This is a genomic window from Maribacter aurantiacus (assembly GCF_005780245.1).
Classification (GTDB): domain Bacteria; phylum Bacteroidota; class Bacteroidia; order Flavobacteriales; family Flavobacteriaceae; genus Maribacter; species Maribacter flavus.
Genome location: NZ_VBUK01000004.1, coordinates 146,779 through 166,474 on the forward strand (window position 1 = coordinate 146,779; position 19,696 = coordinate 166,474).

Genomic DNA, 19,696 nt, shown 5'->3' on the forward strand with positions numbered 1-19,696 from the left:
AAATTATCAAAAATCATTTTAAGAATATAACGAATGGCATCTACATCAGATATTAGAAAAGGATTGTGCATCAGATACAACAATGATATCTATAAAATCATTGAATTTTTGCATGTGAAACCGGGTAAGGGACCGGCTTTTGTTAGAACCAAACTAAAAAGTGTCTCTACCGGGAAGGTATTGGACAACACATTTTCTGCAGGACACAAAATTGAGGATGTACGTGTAGAAACACGATCGTACCAATTTCTGTATGCGGAAGGGGAGACCTACCACTTTATGAACACAGAGGACTACAACCAGATTACACTAGCCGAGAGCGCTTTGGATGCGCCTGGACTTTTAAAGGAGGGGGAAGTGGTTAAGATTATGTTCAATACGGAGGATGCCATGCCCCTGTCCGTTGAAATGCCGGCAAGTGTAGTTTTGGAAGTAACCTATACGGAGCCGGGGGTAAAAGGAAATACCGCCACAAATGCCACAAAACCAGCCAAAGTGGAAACTGGTGCAGAGGTGAACGTACCGTTGTTCATCAACGAGGGCGATAAAATTAAGATCGACACCTCCAGCGGATCATACATGGAGCGTGTAAAAGAATAAAACCAGGTACTTGAAATTTCCGACTACTTTTTCCCTAAAACAGATTTCCGAAATCATTCAATCCGATTTTGTTGGTGATCCGGATTTTCCCGTGTTGGGCATGAATGAGATCCATGTAGTGGAAGCAGGGGACATTGTATTTGTAGACCATCCAAAGTATTACGACAAGGCCTTACATTCCAAGGCGACCGTAATTCTAATCAATAAAGAGGTAGATTGCCCAATAGGCAAGGCCCTTTTGATTTCGGATGACCCATTTAGGGATTTCAACAAACTCACCCAGTATTTCAGTCCCTTTGTAGCTTCGGTCAGGGCGATATCCAACTCGGCCAACATCGGAAAAAATACCATAATACAACCCAATGTATTTATAGGGAACAATGTTACCATTGGGGACAATTGTGTAGTTCATGCCAATGTGAGTATTTATGATAATTGCATCATTGGAAATGGGGTTACGATCCATGCGGGATCCGTCCTTGGCGCCGATGCTTTTTATTATAAAAACAGGCCTGAAGGCTTTGATAAATTGTTGTCCGGAGGAAGGGTCGTTCTTGAGGACAATGTGGACTTGGGCGCCCTCTGTACCATAGACCGTGGCGTTACCGGGGATACTACCATAGGTGCGGGATCAAAATTGGACAATCAAGTCCATGTAGGACACGATACGGTTATTGGCAAGAAATGTTTGATCGCTTCCCAAACTGGTATTGCCGGTTGTGTGGTCATTGAGGATGAAGTCACCCTATGGGGGCAAGTGGGTACCAATAGTGGCATCACCATAGGGAAAAAGGCCGTCATCATGGGCCAAACGGGCGTTACAAAGTCGGTTCCTGGAGGTAAAAGCTATTTTGGTACGCCTATTGAAGAATCTCGCGAGAAGCTGAAGCAATTGGCATACACAAAAAAAATACCGGAAATAATAAAAAAACTGGACAATAAATAAGAAGCGGAATACTTTAGTATTCTTTGACAAACATATATTTTTGCAGCAGAATTATACCTCGGGTCAAACCAACGGGTAATACGTTATGAACTAATTTTAATTTCGAGGCAAGCCAATCGGTGTTTAACCCTTGGCTGTGCCAATAAAAATCAACAGCAATATGAGCGTTTTAGTAAACAAGGATTCCAAAATTATTGTACAAGGATTTACAGGAAGCGAGGGCACCTTTCATGCCGAACAAATGATTGAATATGGTACCAATATCGTTGGTGGTGTTACTCCGGGAAAAGGCGGCCAAGAGCATTTGGGAAAACCTGTTTTTAATACCGTTAGTGAAGCTGTTGAAAAAGTTGGGGCAGATACTTCTATCATTTTCGTTCCGCCCGCTTTTGCGGCGGATGCAATTATGGAAGCTGCGGATGCGGGCATCAAAGTGATTATTACCATTACTGAAGGAATTCCGGTAGCGGATATGGTGATCGCTTCCAACTATATAAAGGACAGAAATTGTAGGTTAATCGGTCCAAACTGCCCTGGAGTCATCACACCAGGAGAGGCCAAGGTAGGTATCATGCCAGGTTTCGTTTTTAAGAAAGGGAACATTGGCATCGTATCAAAATCCGGTACATTGACATACGAAGCTGCCGATCAGGTGGTACGACAAGGCTTGGGAATCACTACGGCTATCGGTATTGGTGGTGATCCTATTATTGGTACAACTACTAAAGAAGCCGTAGAACTTTTGATCAATGACCCTGAAACCGAGTGTGTAGTCATGATCGGTGAGATTGGCGGTCAATTGGAAGCCGATGCTGCAAAATGGTATAAGGAGAGCGGAAGTAAAAAACCGATCGTAGGGTTTATTGCTGGGGAAACGGCTCCTGCGGGAAGGACCATGGGACATGCCGGGGCCATTGTAGGTGGTAGTGACGATACGGCACAGGCAAAAAAGAAAATCATGCGGGAGCACGGAATCCATGTGGTGGATTCTCCTGCCGAAATAGGTGCTAAAGTAAAAGAAGTAATGTCTTAGGACGTACCTTAAAGCCATATTAAAATCCCGTAACAACGGGATTTTTTTTCGTCTATATACTTATATTTGATAAAAGACCATAGAAATAGTAACTACATGAAACTGTTAGAAGGAAAAAATGTAATAATTACCGGTGCCAGCAGAGGTATTGGAAAGGGAATCGCCAAGGTATTTGCGGAAAATGGGGCCAATGTGGCGTTTACGTATAGTTCTAGCGAGGCACCCGCCTTGGAGTTGGAGAAGGAACTTAATGCCCTTGGCGTAAAGGCAAAAGCCTACAAAAGTAATGCTGCAAGCTACGCCGAAGCGGAAAACCTGGTTGCCGAAGTTTTAAAGGATTTTAACGGCGTAATCGACGTACTTATAAACAATGCGGGAATCACAAAGGATAATCTTTTAATGCGTATGTCCGAGGAAGATTTCGATTCCGTTATGGACATCAATTTGAAGTCGGTCTTTAACATGACAAAGGCCACACAACGTACCTTCCTAAAACAACGCAAGGGCTCAATCATAAACATGAGTAGCGTGGTTGGTGTAAAAGGCAATGCCGGACAGACCAATTATGCGGCCTCCAAGGCCGGTATGATCGGTTTTACAAAATCGGTTGCACTGGAACTCGGATCTCGAAATATTCGCTGCAATGCCATTGCACCGGGTTTCATAGAAACGGAAATGACAGAGAAGCTGGATGAAAAAACGGTCCAAAGCTGGAGGGACGGCATCCCTCTAAAGCGTGGTGGCACTGCGGAAGACATTGCCAATGCCTGTCTGTTCTTTGCCTCTGACCTATCGGCTTACGTTACGGGACAGGTGCTCAATGTGGATGGCGGGATGCTGACATAAGCACCGAATATTTCCCGACTTCCAAAAGTCATCTCAACAAATTCAATTAATGCAAACTGAAACAGTTCTCCTTGTTATTTTAGCCGCAATGGTTGCTATTTTGGTAGCACTGTTTCAGTATTTTTATAGGAAAAAGAAAAGGACTCGGTTGACCCTTTTTTTGGCTTTCTTTCGCTTTTTAGGTGTATTTGGTATTTTGTTGCTCCTCATTAATCCCCAATTTGCCAAATCTACCTATACCATTGAAAATCCGGTATTGAATATATTGGTCGATAATTCCACATCCATGCAGGAACATGGAACTGACGTAAATACCGTTCTGGAAGCCTTGAACAATTCCGAAAACCTTCAAAATAGGTTTGCCATAAGCAGATTCGCCTTTGGAACCGATTTGAAACCTTTGGACAGTCTTTCCTTTAAGGATAAATATACGAATATAGGCGAACCTATTTTTAGTATTAACGAGGCCTATAGGAGAAAGCAGGGTGCATTGATCCTTATTTCCGATGGGAATCAAAACGTGGGCAGGGACTATACCTATCAGAGTGGTCCTAAAAAGCCCGTGTATACTATCACGGTCGGCGATACTACGGCGTATGAAGATTTGGGTATCGGACCTATAAATACAAACACCTATGCTTTCCTGAACAATAAATTCCCGGTTGAAACCTATGTACGATATCAGGGAAGCGGCTCTATTGCTACACGGGTCCAAATAAAGGTAGGGGAAAGGACTATTTTTTCCGAAACCATTGAACTATCGGAATCCAACAATTTAAAAAACATCAATACGCTGATAGATGCTACTACTGTAGGCCTAAAAAGGATAAGCGTTAGCACGTCCCAATTGCCTTCGGAAAGAAATATTGCAAACAATAGCCGAGAAACTATGGTGGAAGTGATCGACGAAAAAACGAATGTCGGCATCGTTTCTGAAATTCTGCATCCAGATTTGGGAGCTTTTAAAAAAGCGATTGAAAGTAACGAACAAAGAAATGTGACATTCTTAAAACCAAATGCTCTAGCCGGAACTTTAGAGGAAATGGATATTTTTCTGCTGTATGATCCCAATAGAAGTTTTAATGCCATCTTTCAATTCATAAAAAACAAAAAAACCAATTATTTGATCATAACTGGGGTCAATACCGACTTTAATTTTCTCAATCAGGTTCAGGAAGATTTTGAGGTTGAACTGGGTTATCCGGAACAAGAGGTGTTTGGGAGGCCCAATGCCGCTTTTTCCAATTTTGATATTTCCGATTTTGATACCGACGATTTTCCCCCATTAACGAGCGATGCAGGTCCCATTACAATGAAGATACCCCATGATGTATTACTGGATTCTGAAATCAGGGGCGTGAACATCAATTCACCCTTGCTTACTGTTATGGAACAGGAATCGTGGAAGAAGGGTATTTTGGCAGGTGCCGATATTTGGAGATGGCGCGCTCAGACCTATCGTTCCACTGGCGATTTCACGAATTTCGATAGCTTTATGGGGAGACTGGTGCGGTATTTTACGGCAAGTGCACAGCGAGACCGACTCAACCTGGAGTATTCAAATACCTTTGAGGGCAGCAATAGGGCGATCATTACCGCCACGTATTTTGACCAGGCATATATATTTGACCCAGATGCAACCCTGAATATAACCATTACAAACACCGAAAACGGGAATTCCTCCAGTAGGACCATGGCCATAAGAAGCGGATACTACGAAGCGGATTTGAGCGATTTGGAACCGGGATCCTATGAATTTACAGTAAATGTGGAAGGGGAGGGAATCTCAAAAAACGGGAGCTTTGCAATTTCTGATTTTAATCTTGAAAAACAATTCGTTTCCAGTGACCACAAAAAAATGGCCCTGCTTGCCAATAACACCCATGGTGCTTCTTTTTTTCCAGACCAAATCGATAGCTTGATCGAGGATTTAACCAGCAACAACAACTACGTGCCGACACAAAAAAGCATTGAAAATATCGTATCTTTGATAGACTACAGGATACTCTTGGCCATAATCATAGTGGCGTTTAGTACGGAGTGGTTCCTAAGAAAATATAACGGACTAATTTAAACACAAAGAGATGGACAAATTACCAAAAATAGCCTTGCCGGTCATTTTTATTTTTATTGTACTGGTCATATTAATTTCAAAATCTGCCGTTACCATTGGTTCTGGTGAAGCAGGTGTGCTCTACCGAACGTTTGGAAACGGTGTGGTAACGGATAAGCCCCCCATGGGAGAAGGATTTCACTTGGTCGCACCTTGGAACAAGGTATATATCTATGAGGTTAGGCAGCAGGAAGTCTTTGAAAAAATGAACGTACTTTCCAGCAATGGTCTGGATATAAAGCTGGATGCATCGGCCTGGTTTCAACCAAAATACAATGAGTTGGGCAAGTTGCACCAAGAAAAGGGGGAAGATTATGTACAACGCGTATTGTTACCCACGATCCGTTCCGCGGCGCGTTCCGTAGTTGGTCGCTATACACCGGAGCAATTGTATTCCAGTAAAAGGGACGCCATTCAAATGGAGATTTTTGAGGAGACCAAAAAGATTGTGGACGACGAATACATACAGCTCAATGAAATACTGGTACGTGATGTTACTTTGCCACCGACTATCAAGGACGCTATAGAGCGAAAATTGAAGCAGGAACAGGAATCCTTGGAATATGAATTCCGATTGATTACTGCCGAAAAGGAGGCTGAGCGTCAAAGAATTGAAGCGCAAGGCAAGGCCGATGCCAATAAAATACTAAGTGCATCCTTGACCGATAAGATTTTGCAGGATAAAGGTATCGATGCTACCTTAAAAATGTCAGAATCCCCAAATTCAAAAGTAGTGGTCATTGGAAGTGGAGGGGACGGATTGCCTTTGATTTTGGGAAATAACTAAAATACCTAAGCATTTCGCTTTTTGAACTAAATCTCGAATATCGAGTCAATTGTTATTTTTCGGAAATATTCTTTTCCATAAAAAAATTAAATTTTACTTTTACACAGTAATGAAGAAAAAAAATACACATCATCATTTTTATACTTGCTCTCAAGCGAGGTAAAAATGTATTGTAGTATTACAGACATATTTTAAAACCCGTTTGAGAAATCAAGCGGGTTTTGTTTTTGGTTTCAATAGCATCAACAAAAAAATAAAGAAACGAGCATGACAAAAATTAGGATTGCGATTCAAAAATCGGGAAGATTGAACGAGGATTCCCTTCAAATTTTAAAGGATTGTGGCATTTCCATAGATAATGGCAAGGACCAATTGAAGGCATCCAGTAGAAACTTTCCCATGGAGGTTTTTTACTTGCGCAATGGCGACATTCCCCAATATTTGAGGGACGGAGTGGTGGATATAGCCATAATCGGGGAAAATGTTTTGATTGAAAAAGGAGAGGATATTTCGATTGCGGAAAAATTGGGCTTTTCCAAGTGTAAGGTCTCGTTGGCGGTTCCAAAATCGGTTAAATATAAATCCGTACACGATTTTGAAGGAAAACGTATCGCTACCTCGTATCCCAATACCGTGAACAATTATTTAAGGGAAAAAGGGGTCAAGGCGGAATTACACATTATTAACGGGTCTGTGGAGATAGCACCCAATATTGGCTTGGCGGATGCAATATGTGATATTGTCTCCAGTGGTAGCACCCTTTTCAAGAATAATTTGAAGGAAGTGGAAGTGATGCTTACCAGCGAAGCGGTATTGGCTGTTTCACCAAAGATATCAGAGGAGCGCAAAGCCTTGTTGAAAAGACTTCAATTTAGGATTCAGTCGGTTTTGCGAGCCCGAAAATCAAAATACGTGCTGTTGAACGCCCCAAATGATAGGTTAAATGATATATTAAAACTACTTCCCGGGATGCGCAGTCCAACGGTGCTACCTTTGGCGGAAGAAGGATGGAGTTCCGTGCATACGGTTATCGATAAGGATACCTTTTGGGAAGTGATTGACGAATTGAAAAAGGTGGGTGCCGAAGGTATTTTGGTATGCCCAATCGAGAAAATGGTTTTGTGAAACGGCTATTGGATGTTGGCATTTTGCTCGTAGTTATAAAATATAATGAATTTCCAAAAGCTAAAAATCAGTTGCTAATTTGAGATTGAAAGTATGAACAAAATTTATAGCCCAAGTAAAGAATCTTGGGACAAGTTGCTAAAAAGACCCACCCAAACTATATCTGATATCGAGGATACGGTAAATAGGGTCTTCTCAGAAGTGAAGGATGGTGGGGATTCCGTTTTGAAGAAGTATACGGTAACCTTTGATGGGGTAGTGCTGGATAGTTTATTGGTATCTGAACAGGAAATAAAGGATGCAGCAGGTTCGGTATCCCAAAAGCTACAGCAAGCCATTCAATTGGCAAAAAGCAATATCGAGAAGTTTCATAGGGCCCAAAAGACCCAAAAGGTTTCTGTAACAACCGCTCCTGGTGTGGAATGTTGGCAGGAAAAGAGACCCATTCAAAAAGTCGGTTTATACATTCCTGGGGGAACGGCCCCTTTATTTTCTACTATTTTGATGTTGGCGGTACCGGCGAATTTGGCGGGATGTAAAGAAATTGTTTTATGTACGCCACCGGACAAGCAAGGTAATGTCAATCCTGCGATATTATATACAGCGGGATTATGTGGCGTGACAAAAATCCTGAAAGTTGGGGGTATCCAGGCGATTGCAGGAATGACCTTTGGTACGGAATCCGTTCCCAGAGTCTATAAAATTTTCGGACCCGGAAATCAATATGTAACCGTCGCAAAGCAAATTGCCACAAAGCATGGCGTGGCCATCGATATGCCCGCAGGGCCTAGTGAACTTTTGGTTTTTGCCGATGATTCAGCAAATCCCGCTTTCGTTGCATCCGATTTATTGAGTCAGGCCGAACACGGTACGGACAGTCAGGTACTATTGGTTTCAACCTCAAAAGAAATGATAAACCAAGTAGAAACAGAACTTGAAAATCAGCTCAAAGAATTACCACGAAAGGACATCGCCGAAATGGCCATAGAAAATAGTAAATCGATTTATATAGAAGATGGGCAAACGGCCGTAGAATTGATCAATGCGTACGGGCCGGAACATTACATTATCTGTGCCAAGGACGAAGATTATTTTATTGACAACGTGGCAAATGCCGGATCCGTATTTGTTGGAAATTATACCCCGGAAAGTGCGGGCGACTATGCATCCGGAACCAACCATACACTTCCCACCAATGGTTATGCGAAACAGTATAGTGGCGTGAATCTGGACAGTTTTATGAAAAGTATGACCTTTCAAAAAATAAGCCCGGAAGGAATTCTGAATATAGGCGAGGCCATTGAGCTTATGGCGGAGGCGGAAGGTTTGCAGGCACATAAGAATGCGGTCACCTTACGGTTGAAAGAACTAAAAAATGTCATTTAGATCAAGGTCGAGAAATATTGATATGCAAAAATTTGAACTGAATAAATTGATCAGGGAAAACGTAAAGGGCTTAAAACCTTATTCCTCGGCCCGGGACGAATATGTTTCGGATGGTTCGGAAATGATTTTCTTGGACGCCAATGAAAATCCGTTTCAAAATGGCGTCAATCGCTATCCGGATCCACAGCAGCGGAGTTTGAAGTCGGTACTGGCCGCGCAAAAGGGAATTTCAGAAGCCAATATTTTATTGGGCAATGGCAGTGATGAAGTGCTCGATTTGCTTTTCAGGGCCTTTTGTGAACCAAAAGTGGATAACATTATTACACTGCCGCCAACGTATGGCATGTACAAGGTTTTGGCAGATATCAATGTAGTGGAAAATAGGGAAGTACTATTGTTGGAGAATTTCCAACCGGATGTGAACACGATTTTAAATACGATGGATACCCAAACCAAAATGATTTTCATCTGTTCGCCCAACAACCCCACAGGGAATAGTTTCGCTGCGGAAAGCATTGAATTTTTGTTGCAGTCCTTTCAAGGTTTGGTGGTCATTGACGAAGCCTATATAGATTTTTCATTGGAGGATAGTTGGGTATCCAAATTATCGGACTATCCCAATTTGATTGTAACACAGACTTTGTCAAAGGCCTATGGCATGGCCGGCATCCGTTTGGGGATATGTATGGCATCCGAAGAAATAATATCGGTATTAAACAAAATAAAACCGCCTTATAATGTCAACGAACTGACCCAACAACGGGCGTTGGAAAGGGTAATGAATCAGGAAGGAATTATCCAAGAAGTCGAGAATATCCTTAAAGAAAGAAAGGCATTGGAACAAACGTTGAAAACCATTCAATTTGTTGAACAAGTTTATCCTACCGATGCCAATTTTATTCTGGCCAAAGTGGACAATGCATTGCTCAGATATGACCAATTGCTAAAAAAAGGTATTGTCATTCGCAATAGAACTACGCAACCGCTTTGTGAAAACACCTTGAGATTTACCGTAGGGACCCATAGGGAAAATGAATTTTTGATAAAGGCCTTAAAAGAATTACCATGAAACCCTCATCGAGGGATTTGTTATGGCAATCCAGTCCCCGTACAAATGTAAATGCTTAAAAATTAAACTATTGAACTAATTTTAAACCTGTGAAACCCTCATCGAGGGCTTTGCTATCATAAGTTAAAAACCTCTATTAAAGGAAATGTTTAAAATCAATCTGTTAACCTAATTTTAAACGAATGAAATCGGAAAAAGCTAAAAATAGTTTCCCCATTGGGGGCGGAGGGGGCCGCAAAGTCCTATTTATCGATAGGGATGGTACCCTTATTAAGGAAACGGTAGACGAGCAGATAGACGCCTTTGAAAAAATGGTTTTCTATCCAAAGGCGTTTACCTTTCTAGGAAAAATAGCCAAGGAGCTGGATTATGAACTGGTCATGATTACCAATCAGGATGGCTTGGGAACCGATTCCTTCCCGGAAGAAACCTTCTGGCCCGTTCATAATTTCATTCTTAAATCCTTTGAGAATGAAGGCGTGGTATTCGATAAAGTATTCTTGGACCGCACCTTTCCCCATGAGAACGCCAATACTAGAAAACCGGGCACCGGACTCCTTACAGAATATTTCTCTGACGAATACGACCTTGAAAATTCCTTTGTCATTGGCGACCGATTAACCGATATGGAACTCGCTAAGAATTTGGGTGCCAAAGGCATCTACATCAATGACGAAACACATCTGGGCACTTCCGAAATTACGGTGAAAAGAGAAGAGCTGGATGCATTTATTGCATTGGAAAGCAACGATTGGCAAAAAATCTTTGAGTTCTTAAAACTGAAGGAAAGAACGGCTTCTACACATCGTAAAACCAACGAAACGGACATCCTTATCGAATTAAATTTGGATGGGACGGGAAAAAGCGACATCCATACCGGATTGGCCTTTTTTGACCATATGTTGGACCAATTGGCGCGACATGGGCAGATGGACCTAAAGATTAAAGTCGACGGCGATTTGGAAGTGGACGAGCACCATACGATAGAAGACACAGGAATTGCCTTAGGAGAAGTGTTTTATGCAGCTTTGGGAACTAAATTGGGCATTGAACGATACGGATTTTGCCTGCCCATGGACGATTGCTTGGCACAGGTCGCTATCGACTTTGGCGGAAGAAACTGGTTGGTCTGGGATGCCGATTTCAAACGGGAAAAAATTGGGGACATGCCCACCGAAATGTTCCATCATTTCTTTAAATCATTTTCGGATGGTGCCAAGGCAAACCTAAATATCAAGGCAGAAGGAACCAATGAGCACCACAAGATAGAGGCTATTTTCAAGGCCTTTGCAAAGAGTATAAAAATGGCGGTAAAGCGGGACGCTGAAAAAATGTTCCTACCATCTACGAAAGGTGTGTTATGAAAATTGTTATTATAAATTATGGTGCGGGAAACATCCAAAGTATCAAATTTGCGATAAAACGTTTAGGGTATGATGCTGTATTAAGCAATGCTGTAGACGAAATACGAAATGCGGAAAAAATAATATTTCCTGGCGTTGGAGAAGCCAGTAGCGCTATGAAAAAATTAAGGGAAAGTGGGTTGGATAAATTGATTCCCACCCTTAAACAACCAGTTTTGGGTATCTGCTTGGGAATGCAGTTGATGTGTAACGGTTCGGAAGAAGGTAATACCAAAGGACTGGGCATCTTTGATGTCGATGTTGTAAAGTTTGGCCCACACACACCTGAAAGGAGCTTAAAAATTCCACAAATTGGCTGGAACAAGATATATGATTTGAAGGGTGACTTGTTTCAAGGTCTTACTGAAGATTATGTGTATCTGGTTCATAGTTTTTACGCATCCTTATGTGGAGATACTATTGCGATTACGGATTACGGTCTACCCTACAGTGCGGCCCTTCAAAAAGATAATTTTTATGGGACCCAATTCCATCCTGAAAAATCGGGGGAATATGGTTCGGCAATATTGGAGAATTTTTTATGGGTATGACAAAGGTAACTATGGATGGTATTTCCCCATTGGGGGATAGGGGGCTTCGAATCATACCAGCCATCGACATAATAGAAGGGAAGTGTGTACGGCTCTCCAAAGGGGATTATGATACCAAGAAAATATATAACGAAAATCCTTTGGAAGTCGCCAAGGAGTTTGAGGCCCATGGTATAAAATACCTTCACCTAGTGGATTTGGACGGGGCAAAATCCAAGCATATCGTTAACCATAAGGTACTGGAACAGATTGCATCCAAAACAAGCTTGAAAATAGATTTTGGCGGTGGATTAAAAACCGATGAGGATTTGAAAATTGCCTTTGAAAGTGGTGCCAGTCAAATTACAGGTGGAAGCATAGCGGTAAAAAATAGGGAAGTATTTCTTGGTTGGCTGAATGCACATGGGGCAGAAAGGATAATTTTAGGGGCCGATGCGATGGAAGAAAAAGTGGCCGTTTCCGGATGGCAGGAAGAATCGACCGAAGACCTGATTCCTTTTATTCAGGAATATCAGAAAGAAGGGATTTCCTATGTTATTTGTACCGATATATCAAAAGACGGAATGTTACAAGGCCCCTCGTTTCAACTGTATGAAAAAATAGTAAAGGAAACATCGGGGAAATCTCTAAAACTAATTGCGTCGGGGGGGATTTCCTGTTTTGAAGAACTTCCCCGGTTGGCGCAAATTGGTTGTGAGGGAGTCATTATCGGCAAGGCCATATATGAAAATAGGATTACCTTGAAACAATTGGAAACTTATATTATGAACCATGGATAAAGAAGCACGATTCATAGAGGAGCTGGCCAAGAATGCCCTCTATCGAATGGATGAAAGTACCCGGATGATTAAAACAAGTATGGAATCCATCAACGATGCGGAGGTCTGGCAAAAACCGAACGACTCCTTGAATAGCATTGGAAATTTAATTCTCCATATTTGTGGTAACATGACCCAATATATTATTTCTTCCCTGGGCGAGGTGGACGATATACGCAATAGGGATGCCGAATTTCAAACCAAAGGGGGGCTCACTAAAGTGGAATTGCTTAAAAAACTGGGCAGTACGGTGGATGATGCCAAGAGGGTCATTTTTGATGCCAAACCAGAGCAATTGGTCAAAATTCGTTCCGTTCAAGGGTTTTCCTTTTCAGGAGTAGGGGTCATAATGCATGCGGTGGAGCATTTATCTTACCACACGGGTCAAATCGCTTTTTGGGTAAAGCTTTTGAGGAACAAGGATTTAGGTTTTTATGATGGTCTAGATTTAACAGTTTTGAATGACGAATTCAGAATGAAGAATAAAAGCTGAATAATAAAAATTAATGAAGGATTTAAAAATTAGAACTCAAAATTTTTCCTTTGAATGTTGGGAACTTTGTAAGCTAATTCCTAAATCAAGGGAATTTGATGCTTGGGTAAGACAATTGATTCGTAGTTCCAGCTCAGTTGGTGCAAATTATAGAGCTGCTTGTAGAGCAAAATCCGATAAAGATTTTATTAATAAACTGAAGATTGTGGAAGAAGAATTGGATGAAAGTATGTTTTGGCTTGAAATGTTTCAAAAAACTGAAATTAATGAAAAAAATAATTTGAATGTTCTTTTAAAGGAAGCCAACGAACTACTTGCCATAACGGTTAGTTCAATCATGACCGTTCGAAAACGATTAAATCAAATTTCTTAACCATGAATATGAGAAAATTAATATTCTAAATTTTAAATCCTTAATTCTAAATTAAAAAGTGTTAGCAAAAAGAATCATACCCTGTTTAGATATAAAGGACGGCAGAACAGTAAAGGGCGTCAATTTTGTAGACTTAAGGGATGCCGGTGATCCGTTGGAACTTGCAGAAATCTATAGCAAGGAAGGCGCGGATGAACTGGTCTTCCTGGATATTTCGGCAACAGAACAAAAAAGAAAGACCTTGGCGGATTTGGTGTATCACGTAGCTGAAAAGGTAAACATACCATTTACCGTTGGAGGTGGTATTTCCTCAGTAGAGGATGTGGATATTTTACTGCAAAACGGTGCGGACAAGGTTTCCATAAACTCCTCGGCGGTGAAGAATCCGAAATTAATCAATGATTTGGTAGCTAAATTTGGATCTCAATGTATTGTGGTGGCCATCGATGCCAAACAAATTGATGGAGAATGGATTGTGCATTTGGTGGGAGGCAAGGTACCTACGGAACGGAAACTATTTGAATGGGCCAAAGAGGTTGAAGTACGGGGTGCCGGTGAGATATTGTTTACCTCCATGGACCACGATGGTACAAAGGACGGTTTTGCAAACCGAGCCTTGGCCAAATTGTCCGACGAACTTACTATTCCAATTATAGCATCAGGCGGGGCAGGAAATATGCAGCACTTTACGGACACCTTTAAGGAAGGTAAAGCAGATGCCGCCCTGGCCGCCAGTGTGTTCCATTTTAAGGAAATTAAAATAAGGGATTTAAAAAAGGAACTTCAAAAAGAAAGCGTTCCCGTTAGGATATAGAGATAGATGAAAAAAATCGGACTTATTGGAGGTATAACGTGGCAGTCCACCCAACTGTATTATCAGTACCTAAACGAGATAGTGAATTCAAAATTGGGAGGTTCCCATTCGTGTAAATTGGTGATGGAGTCGGTAGACTTCCATGAAATCTCCAAAAAGCAAAGTGCCGGGGATTGGGAATCCTTGAACAAGGAATTTGCCAATATCGGCAGAAGGTTGGAGCAAACCGGAGCAGAAATGATTCTCATCGGTGCGAATACCATGCACCTATGTGCGGATAGTATAAAGAAGGTAACCAACATACCCTTACTCCATATTGCCGAAGCTACTGGGCAAGCTGTTGTTTCCAAAGGAATTGATACGGTGCTTTTGTTGGGAACCAAATATACCATGGGGCTTGATTTTTATAAAGATATCCTCAAAACGCAGTTTGGAATAACAACTATGATACCCAAAGAGTCAGACCAAGAATTGGTCCATAACATTATCTATACAGAGCTTTCCAAAGGAATTATTTCGCCTGAATCCAGGGAAGTTTACCTCAGGATTATCGATGCTGGAGTAAAAGCAGGGGCAAAAGGAGTTATTTTAGGTTGTACCGAAATACCTTTGTTGATCCAACAGGAACATTGCAATATTCCTACCTTTGACACTACATTAATTCATTCAAATGCGGCCGTGAATTTTGCCTTGGCCGAATAACGACTTACGATGGAAGTAGATTTTACAAAAAATACGGACGGACTTGTTCCAGCCATTATACAGGATGCACGAACAAAAAATGTGCTCATGTTGGGATATATGAACCAAAAGGCCCTGGAGAAAACCCAAGAAAGTGGAAAGGTTACTTTTTATAGCAGGACAAAGGAGCGGTTGTGGACCAAAGGTGAGGAAAGTGGTAACTTTTTAAAGGTGGTTGCCATAAAAAATGATTGTGATAACGATACGCTATTGATATACGTACATCCGGTAGGGCCAACCTGCCATACAGGAAGTGATACTTGTTGGAACGAGGAAAACAATTCTAATTTTGGATTCTTTTCAGAATTGGAAAATACAATTGCCCAACGGAGAAAAGCCGCTAAAGGCGACACTTCCTATGTTGCTTCCCTTTTTGAAAAAGGCATCAACAAAATTGCCCAAAAAGTAGGGGAGGAGGCCGTGGAAACGGTCATAGAAGCCATGGATAACAAAGATGATTTGTTTCTTTATGAAAGTGCCGACCTACTTTTTCATTATTTGATCCTATTACAGGCCAAGGGGTTCAGTCTAAAGGATATCGAAGCCGAGTTAATGAAACGGAAAAAGTAAGGAGTACCGTTTTTTATATGTAATTGATTCAATAAATACTATTCGATTTCCCTAGCTCTGATGTTTTTGAAGTAAACACGTTGGCCGTGATGCTGAAACATGATGTGACCTTCCTGGTGGGAGTGAAAATCGGGATTTTCCTTAAACTTGCTTTCGTTCAACAATTTCTTCATTTCGGGACTGTTCATCTCAAATTCTATGACTTTGTTCCCGTTTAGCCAGTGCTCAACGTGTCCGTTATTGTGAACAAGTCTTGCTCTGTTAAAATCGCCGATTGGTTTTAGTTCCTTGGCAACAGGTTCAATCAAATCGTACAAGGAACCAGCAGATCGTACGGCAAGGGTGTCGTAAAAATTTTCATCGTCCAGGATTTGCAGTTCATAGTTGTCCAACCAGTTTGGACTATTGCCATTTCCCGCTTCCATGGACAAATCTTCCTGCATGTGAAAGAAAACCCCTGAATTTGCTGCGGTATCAACGGCCCATTCATATTCCAGTTCAAAATTCCTAAAACGCTGCTTGGTAACAAGGTCCCTATTTGTGGTATCAGGACTGGCAACCAAGGCACCGTTCTCCACATACCAAATACCTTCTGGAAAGTCTTCAATACCATAACCCCTAAGGGCATCGGTAGAATTTCCATCAAAAATAATGACCCAATCCTTATTCGTGGATGCCTCAAGTTTTGGTTTTGGCTTTTCCTCACCGCAAGCACCAAGAAGTAAAACGGTTAAACAACTACCAAGAATTTTTTTCATGACACTCTTTATTTTCTAATCAGTTAATTTAAAATATTGGTTTCAAAACCATCTATACTCTGTGTGTTTTTATGCTTCCAATACTCCTTAATTTTTTCCTCTCCCTGATTTTCGGCCCAAACGTTCAGGGTATTTCGTTCTTCTTTATAATCCATCAAAGGTACAGCAAAACCGCAGGAAACCTGAACAAGGTCTACATCCATTTCTATAATCTGTCTAGCACCGGCATTTTTTGGAAAAAGTTCGCTGTATACTTGAAACGCCTCATCTCTTTTGTGGTAAATCTTCGCATTTCCATATAACCTTAAAATCTTTGGTTTCCCATCAAAGGCACAAAACATAAGGGTCATCCTGGCGTTTTTTAATAAATGGGCCGCCGTTTCGTTTCCGCTGCCCGTAAGATTTAACCAAATCACCTTGTTTTCAGTAATGACTTTTAGACTATCGGTTCCTTTTGGGGATACATTTACCCTCCCTTCACAAGCTGCAGTTCCAACAAAGAATATATGTTGGTTTTCTATGAATGTCCTTTGTTCCACATCAATACTGGCAAACTTCTTACCCATAACAATCCATTTTTAACTTTAATATTACCTTATTAAGTCCAACATAGTTTTTTAAATCCGTCTTTTAGGTTGTAGCCTTTTCGCGGAATTCAATCGTTTAACGACTTACCAATCTAAATTTGATAAGAATTTTGTCCCCAGATTTAAGAACCAGTTTTCCATCGGCTAAGGTCAATAAAAAGTAAACCTTGGACCAGAAATATATTCCAATTCCCATGTTTTTCCGACGGTTCCTCGGTAGGGACAATCTTCCTACTGGTACAAGAAATGAAAAAAGTACAGGTCTTTTGGTTATCATTGTCACTTCGCTTTTGATTTGATAAACATTAAGGTCAAATTATCAAATTTTGTATGGATGGAAAAATACATTTCCACCAATAGGAATTTACTGATGTTAAATTCCTTATAATTCAAGGTATATGAAATTGTTTAAGGTTTTTGTATTTTTAATCAGCTTCTAAAATAACCTGAACATGACGATACTGAACAAGATAAAATGGGTGTTGGGAATCTTAATGATTTTTGTGTTGATTCTTGCAACGAATCTAATCGATAGAAACAATTTTCTAAGGGTAAAGGATTCTGTTATTACTATATATGAAGACCGACTCGTTGTTAACGATATCATATTCGAGTTTTCCCAATACGTTCATGAAAAGGAAATCGCCATGATGGGAAAGGATTCCACTTTTTATGGGAATAGGAACTTGGAGATCAATGACAAAATTCAAACTCTGGTTCGGCGATATTCCGAAACGAAACTGACCAAGGAGGAGGAAAGGATTTTCAACGAATTCAGGCAAAATTTGGAGGAATTGGAATTACAAGAGAGAGCTTATGTACAAACCAATATGATTGAAAGAACATCTTTGCTGTCCAAAATTGATGATGTAAAGGAAAACCTTTTTGACCTTTCCAAAATCCAATTAAGTGAAGGGGGTAGACAAATGAACATTAGCAAGAAAGCCGTGGACTCCGTTGATCTGTTCACACGACTAGAAATTTATGTATTGATTTTCCTTGCTATTATAGTACAGGTCATCATACTCTACGACCCAAAAAAATCTTCGGAAGATTAAGATCCCGATTGAACCACCTCGGGGCAAGCGCACTAGAAATTCTTCCAAAAGGAAGTTTTAATTTGTAGGTCTGCCCAACTAGCGTTAAGGCTTACAAGTCTTGGGATATCAATCCCCTTGGTATCGCCAATAAATTTTACTTTTAAAATCCGATTTTCTTTTTGAAACAAACGCTGTTTTCAATGCCCTCATAGGGAGGATAGTTTGCGGTGACTTCATACCCACTCTTTTTATACAGACTGATGGCCTCCGGTTGCCGGAGCCCGGTTTCCAAAACACACTGTGTATTTCCCAATTCCAATGCCCACGCCTCCAAAGCTCCCAATACTTTTGAAGCAATGCCCTTGGATCTATGTTCAGGTAGCACGTACATACGTTTGATTTCTACACTTTGGTCAGCGAACTTCTTAAAAGCCCCACAACCTATTGCAACACCATCCTTGAAAAAAACAATGCAGTGCTGTAATTGGGTTATGCCGTTAAATTGGGAATAGAAAAGGGTGTCCTCCCCATCGCGATTGGCAAGATCTGCATCCAATAATTGCACCAGTTTTTTAAAGGCCTGATTGCCGGAATCCGTTCGTAATAGTTCTTCTTTCATTCTAATCCTATACTGAAATGGTAACACCTTCCGCACTACCGCCGGCTTCATCGAAATAAAAATCGACCCTACCTACATTGACGCCAAAGCAACCCACTTGATTAACCAAAATTCCACGTCCGTTTGCATTGGTAACCACGGTAGGCCTTTCCAAAAATGTATGTGTATGGCCACCAATAATCAAATCCGTATACTTGGTACGTTTACCCAATTTCAGGTCATCAGGTCTATTTTCATTTTCATAGCTGTATCCTAAATGGGATAGGCAAATGATGATATCGCATTTTTCGGTTATCTTTAAAAGAGCTTCAATGTCCGTTGCCACTTCGTAGGGGCCCAAGTATTCCGTTTCCTTATAAAGTTTTTTGGTCACCAAACCCGCCAAATTGATGCCTAGGCCATAAATACCAACCTTTAAACCATCTTTAATGTACGTTTTATAGGGCTTGGTATATCCGTCCAAGACTGTATTCGTAAAATCATAATTGGCGATGAGAAAATCGAAACTTGCATAGGGTAATTGCGCCAAAAGCCCGTCGATTCCATTATCAAAATCGTGATTGCCAATGGTGGCGGCGTCATATCGCAGCATACTCATTAGCTTAAACTCAAGTTCACCGCCATAAAAATTAAAATACGGGGTTCCCTGAAAAATATCGCCAGCGTCCAATAAAAGCGTATTGGGATTTTCCTTTCGTATTTTTTGTACCAACCCCGCACGTCTAGCTAAGCCGCCCAATCCTGGAAAGTCAGCATGATTTTTAGGAAAGGCTTCGATGTGGCTATGTACATCATTGGTATGTAGAATGGTCAGATGCTTTTTTGAAGCCTTACAGGAATTCAATAAGACGCCTCCGGCCGATAGCATTACCGAACCCGCTATCGTATGTGTAACAAATTTTCTTCTATCCATTTGTAATTTCAAGTTCAAAAATCAAATTCAAAATCAAAAGATTTAAGGTTCTAGCTAGTAGCAAAAATATCAAAAACCAAATCACAAGATTGAAAACGAATTGGGCTTAGC

The 19,696-nt window shown here is 40.9% G+C and carries 22 protein-coding genes; 18 read left to right on the top strand and 4 right to left on the bottom strand.

The features are described from left to right. Window positions 1-33 precede the first annotated feature (33 nt). The 17 genes from efp to hisIE all read left to right on the top strand — a co-directional run bounded on the left by efp (window position 34) and on the right by hisIE (window position 15,668). Complete coding sequence (efp, locus tag FEK29_RS09170; RefSeq protein ID WP_138258127.1) at window positions 34-600, top strand: elongation factor P; 567 nt, start codon at window positions 34-36, stop codon at window positions 598-600. Between the two features lie 10 nt (window positions 601-610). After that, on the top strand, window positions 611-1,546 hold the full coding sequence (locus tag FEK29_RS09175) for a UDP-3-O-(3-hydroxymyristoyl)glucosamine N-acyltransferase (RefSeq protein ID WP_138258128.1): 936 nt from the start codon (window positions 611-613) through the stop codon (window positions 1,544-1,546). Window positions 1,547-1,706: 160 nt separating this feature from the next. Beyond that, entirely contained in the window at window positions 1,707-2,579 is an 873-nt protein-coding gene (sucD, locus tag FEK29_RS09180; RefSeq protein WP_138258129.1) for a succinate--CoA ligase subunit alpha, read from the top strand. 96 nt (window positions 2,580-2,675) lie between these two features. Further along, complete coding sequence (gene fabG, locus FEK29_RS09185) at window positions 2,676-3,425, top strand: 3-oxoacyl-[acyl-carrier-protein] reductase (RefSeq protein ID WP_138258130.1); 750 nt, start codon at window positions 2,676-2,678, stop codon at window positions 3,423-3,425. 49 nt (window positions 3,426-3,474) lie between these two features. Next, complete coding sequence (locus FEK29_RS09190; RefSeq protein ID WP_138258131.1) at window positions 3,475-5,499, top strand: vWA domain-containing protein; 2,025 nt, start codon at window positions 3,475-3,477, stop codon at window positions 5,497-5,499. Window positions 5,500-5,509: 10 nt separating this feature from the next. Next, complete coding sequence (locus FEK29_RS09195; protein ID WP_138258132.1) at window positions 5,510-6,325, top strand: prohibitin family protein; 816 nt, start codon at window positions 5,510-5,512, stop codon at window positions 6,323-6,325. Between the two features lie 267 nt (window positions 6,326-6,592). Next, window positions 6,593-7,450, top strand: a complete 858-nt coding sequence (hisG, locus tag FEK29_RS09200) for an ATP phosphoribosyltransferase (protein WP_138258133.1) — start codon at window positions 6,593-6,595, stop codon at window positions 7,448-7,450. Window positions 7,451-7,543: 93 nt separating this feature from the next. Continuing rightward, entirely contained in the window at window positions 7,544-8,836 is a 1,293-nt protein-coding gene (hisD, locus tag FEK29_RS09205; RefSeq protein ID WP_138258134.1) for a histidinol dehydrogenase, read from the top strand. 22 nt (window positions 8,837-8,858) lie between these two features. Next, window positions 8,859-9,905, top strand: coding sequence for a histidinol-phosphate transaminase (gene hisC, locus FEK29_RS09210; RefSeq protein WP_138258135.1), 1,047 nt, complete (start codon window positions 8,859-8,861; stop codon window positions 9,903-9,905). A gap of 182 nt (window positions 9,906-10,087) precedes the next feature. Further along, on the top strand, window positions 10,088-11,269 hold the full coding sequence (hisB, locus tag FEK29_RS09215) for a bifunctional histidinol-phosphatase/imidazoleglycerol-phosphate dehydratase HisB (protein WP_138258136.1): 1,182 nt from the start codon (window positions 10,088-10,090) through the stop codon (window positions 11,267-11,269). Beyond that, window positions 11,266-11,859 (top strand): imidazole glycerol phosphate synthase subunit HisH, encoded by a 594-nt coding sequence (hisH, locus tag FEK29_RS09220; RefSeq protein WP_138258137.1) that lies wholly within the window; start codon window positions 11,266-11,268, stop codon window positions 11,857-11,859. Before hisB ends, hisH begins: the two co-directional genes overlap by 4 nt. After that, entirely contained in the window at window positions 11,856-12,638 is a 783-nt protein-coding gene (gene hisA / locus FEK29_RS09225; protein WP_240042709.1) for a 1-(5-phosphoribosyl)-5-[(5-phosphoribosylamino)methylideneamino]imidazole-4-carboxamide isomerase, read from the top strand. Before hisH ends, hisA begins: the two co-directional genes overlap by 4 nt. Then, on the top strand, window positions 12,631-13,170 hold the full coding sequence (locus FEK29_RS09230; protein WP_138258138.1) for a DinB family protein: 540 nt from the start codon (window positions 12,631-12,633) through the stop codon (window positions 13,168-13,170). Before hisA ends, FEK29_RS09230 begins: the two co-directional genes overlap by 8 nt. Before the next feature lie 13 nt (window positions 13,171-13,183). Next, window positions 13,184-13,543, top strand: a complete 360-nt coding sequence (locus FEK29_RS09235; protein WP_138258139.1) for a four helix bundle protein — start codon at window positions 13,184-13,186, stop codon at window positions 13,541-13,543. A gap of 58 nt (window positions 13,544-13,601) precedes the next feature. Next, on the top strand, window positions 13,602-14,357 hold the full coding sequence (gene hisF / locus FEK29_RS09240; RefSeq protein WP_138258140.1) for an imidazole glycerol phosphate synthase subunit HisF: 756 nt from the start codon (window positions 13,602-13,604) through the stop codon (window positions 14,355-14,357). A gap of 6 nt (window positions 14,358-14,363) precedes the next feature. Further along, window positions 14,364-15,059: an aspartate/glutamate racemase family protein gene (locus FEK29_RS09245; RefSeq protein WP_138258141.1), complete on the top strand. Its 696-nt coding sequence runs from the start codon at window positions 14,364-14,366 to the stop codon at window positions 15,057-15,059. Window positions 15,060-15,068: 9 nt separating this feature from the next. Next, a complete protein-coding gene (hisIE, locus tag FEK29_RS09250; RefSeq protein ID WP_138258142.1) occupies window positions 15,069-15,668 on the top strand; it encodes a bifunctional phosphoribosyl-AMP cyclohydrolase/phosphoribosyl-ATP diphosphatase HisIE in 600 nt (199 codons plus the stop codon). 38 nt (window positions 15,669-15,706) lie between these two features. Here hisIE and FEK29_RS09255 read toward each other — a convergent pair whose 3' ends face one another. Further along, window positions 15,707-16,426, bottom strand: coding sequence for a 3-keto-disaccharide hydrolase (locus tag FEK29_RS09255; RefSeq protein WP_138258143.1), 720 nt, complete (start codon window positions 16,424-16,426; stop codon window positions 15,707-15,709). A gap of 23 nt (window positions 16,427-16,449) precedes the next feature. Further along, the gene (locus FEK29_RS09260) at window positions 16,450-16,992 is read right to left on the bottom strand and encodes a pyridoxamine 5'-phosphate oxidase family protein (RefSeq protein ID WP_138258144.1); all 543 of its coding nucleotides are present in this window, start codon (window positions 16,990-16,992) and stop codon (window positions 16,450-16,452) included. A 473-nt stretch (window positions 16,993-17,465) separates the two neighbouring features. Between FEK29_RS09260 and FEK29_RS09265 the strand changes: the two genes are divergently transcribed. After that, on the top strand, window positions 17,466-18,071 hold the full coding sequence (locus FEK29_RS09265; RefSeq protein ID WP_138258145.1) for an MCP four helix bundle domain-containing protein: 606 nt from the start codon (window positions 17,466-17,468) through the stop codon (window positions 18,069-18,071). Between the two features lie 142 nt (window positions 18,072-18,213). Here FEK29_RS09265 and FEK29_RS09270 read toward each other — a convergent pair whose 3' ends face one another. Further along, window positions 18,214-18,672 (bottom strand): GNAT family N-acetyltransferase, encoded by a 459-nt coding sequence (locus FEK29_RS09270; protein WP_138258146.1) that lies wholly within the window; start codon window positions 18,670-18,672, stop codon window positions 18,214-18,216. Window positions 18,673-18,679: 7 nt separating this feature from the next. Then, window positions 18,680-19,585 (bottom strand): bifunctional metallophosphatase/5'-nucleotidase, encoded by a 906-nt coding sequence (locus FEK29_RS09275; protein WP_138258147.1) that lies wholly within the window; start codon window positions 19,583-19,585, stop codon window positions 18,680-18,682. Between the last annotated feature and the right edge of the window lie 111 nt (window positions 19,586-19,696).

What these genes read in the sequence shown, in the direction of transcription:
- FEK29_RS09195 (WP_138258132.1), top strand. Translation starts at nt 5,510, where the DNA reads ATGGACAAATTACCAAAAATAGCCTTGCCGGTCATTTTTATTTTTATT.
- FEK29_RS09270 (WP_138258146.1), bottom strand. Translation starts at nt 18,672, where the DNA reads ATGAAAGAAGAACTATTACGAACGGATTCCGGCAATCAGGCCTTTAAA.
- hisH (WP_138258137.1), top strand. Translation starts at nt 11,266, where the DNA reads ATGAAAATTGTTATTATAAATTATGGTGCGGGAAACATCCAAAGTATC.
- sucD (WP_138258129.1), top strand. Translation starts at nt 1,707, where the DNA reads ATGAGCGTTTTAGTAAACAAGGATTCCAAAATTATTGTACAAGGATTT.
- FEK29_RS09265 (WP_138258145.1), top strand. Translation starts at nt 17,466, where the DNA reads ATGACGATACTGAACAAGATAAAATGGGTGTTGGGAATCTTAATGATT.
- hisA (WP_240042709.1), top strand. Translation starts at nt 11,856, where the DNA reads ATGACAAAGGTAACTATGGATGGTATTTCCCCATTGGGGGATAGGGGG.
- fabG (WP_138258130.1), top strand. Translation starts at nt 2,676, where the DNA reads ATGAAACTGTTAGAAGGAAAAAATGTAATAATTACCGGTGCCAGCAGA.
- hisD (WP_138258134.1), top strand. Translation starts at nt 7,544, where the DNA reads ATGAACAAAATTTATAGCCCAAGTAAAGAATCTTGGGACAAGTTGCTA.
- hisC (WP_138258135.1), top strand. Translation starts at nt 8,859, where the DNA reads ATGCAAAAATTTGAACTGAATAAATTGATCAGGGAAAACGTAAAGGGC.
- hisIE (WP_138258142.1), top strand. Translation starts at nt 15,069, where the DNA reads ATGGAAGTAGATTTTACAAAAAATACGGACGGACTTGTTCCAGCCATT.
- hisG (WP_138258133.1), top strand. Translation starts at nt 6,593, where the DNA reads ATGACAAAAATTAGGATTGCGATTCAAAAATCGGGAAGATTGAACGAG.
- FEK29_RS09230 (WP_138258138.1), top strand. Translation starts at nt 12,631, where the DNA reads ATGGATAAAGAAGCACGATTCATAGAGGAGCTGGCCAAGAATGCCCTC.
- FEK29_RS09245 (WP_138258141.1), top strand. Translation starts at nt 14,364, where the DNA reads ATGAAAAAAATCGGACTTATTGGAGGTATAACGTGGCAGTCCACCCAA.
- FEK29_RS09255 (WP_138258143.1), bottom strand. Translation starts at nt 16,426, where the DNA reads ATGAAAAAAATTCTTGGTAGTTGTTTAACCGTTTTACTTCTTGGTGCT.
- hisB (WP_138258136.1), top strand. Translation starts at nt 10,088, where the DNA reads ATGAAATCGGAAAAAGCTAAAAATAGTTTCCCCATTGGGGGCGGAGGG.
- FEK29_RS09235 (WP_138258139.1), top strand. Translation starts at nt 13,184, where the DNA reads ATGAAGGATTTAAAAATTAGAACTCAAAATTTTTCCTTTGAATGTTGG.
- FEK29_RS09260 (WP_138258144.1), bottom strand. Translation starts at nt 16,992, where the DNA reads ATGGGTAAGAAGTTTGCCAGTATTGATGTGGAACAAAGGACATTCATA.
- FEK29_RS09190 (WP_138258131.1), top strand. Translation starts at nt 3,475, where the DNA reads ATGCAAACTGAAACAGTTCTCCTTGTTATTTTAGCCGCAATGGTTGCT.
- FEK29_RS09275 (WP_138258147.1), bottom strand. Translation starts at nt 19,585, where the DNA reads ATGGATAGAAGAAAATTTGTTACACATACGATAGCGGGTTCGGTAATG.
- efp (WP_138258127.1), top strand. Translation starts at nt 34, where the DNA reads ATGGCATCTACATCAGATATTAGAAAAGGATTGTGCATCAGATACAAC.